Origin of the sequence: Planotetraspora sp. A-T 1434 (genome assembly GCF_025420585.1) — a bacterium.
GTDB lineage: Bacteria > Actinomycetota > Actinomycetes > Streptosporangiales > Streptosporangiaceae > JAOEGB01.
Genome location: NZ_JAOEGB010000080.1, coordinates 1 through 1077, shown reverse-complemented (window position 1 = coordinate 1077; position 1077 = coordinate 1). Strand labels below are relative to the sequence as shown.

The following is a 1077-nucleotide window of genomic DNA, read 5'->3' as shown; positions in this document are numbered from 1 at the left end:
AAGCACCGGCAGACCCGCCGCCTCACCCCGCACCCCGGCGCCGTACAACACGCCGAGCTCCTCCGCCAGCACCCCCATCGACCACCCATCGGTCACGATGTGATGCAGCGCCAGGGTCAGGACATGCTCGCCGGCGGCGAGACGCACCAGGCCCGGCCGCAGCAGCGGACCCCGCCGCAGATCGAAGGGGCGGGCGCGCTCGGCGGACAGCAGGCGGCCCAGTTCGGCCTCACGTTCCGGCCCCGGCAGGGCCGAGAGGTCCCGTACGGGCAGGTCCACGTCGTACGGCGGGTGCACCACCTGCACACCCCGGCCGTCCACCTCCTCGAACGTCGTGCGCAACGACTCATGCCGGGCCACCAGCCCGCTCAACGCCGACCGCAGCGCCGGCACGTCGAGTGAGCCCCGCAGCCGCAGCCCGGCGAACGTGACGTATTCGCCGCTGTCCGGCTCGAACTCGTGCAGGAACCACAGCCGCTGCTGCGCGAACGACAGCGGCAGCTCGCCGTCGCGGGGCACGGGACGCATGGCCGGCCCGTCCTCCGCCGACCCCGGCAGCGCGGCGGCGAGCCGGGCGACGGTGGGATGGGTGAACACCGCGCGGGGGGAGATCTCCACGCCGAAGGTGGCCCGCAGCCGGGCGGTCACCCTGATGCTCAGGATCGAGTCGCCGCCCAGCTCGAAGAAGTTGTCCTCGGCGCCGACCCGCTCGACGCCCAGCACCTCGGACCAGATGCCGGCCACCGCGCGCTCCGCGTCGGTGCGCGGCGCCACATAGGTCCGGGTAACCGCGCCCCACTCGGGCGCGGGCAGGGCTCGCCGGTCCAGTTTCCCGTTCACGGTGCGCGGCACCGCGTCCAGCGTGACGAACGCCGAGGGGATCATGTGGTCGGGCAGCGATCCGGCGAGCCGTTCACGCAGCACGGAACCGGACGGCTCGGGGTGTCCGGGCGCCACGACGACGTAGGCCACGAGGCGCGCGACACCGGGCTGGTCCTCGCGGGCCACCACGACCGCCTCGGCCACGTCCGGGGAGGCGAGCAGCGCCGCCTGCACCTCTCCGGGCTCGATGCGGAA

The 1077-nt window shown here is 74.2% G+C and carries 1 protein-coding gene; it reads right to left on the bottom strand.

Features of this window, described 5'->3' with window-relative positions; genetic code table 11:
• Positions 1-1077: condensation domain-containing protein (locus tag N5079_RS35030; RefSeq protein ID WP_261588523.1), on the bottom strand; the 1077-nt coding region annotated here is incomplete at both ends.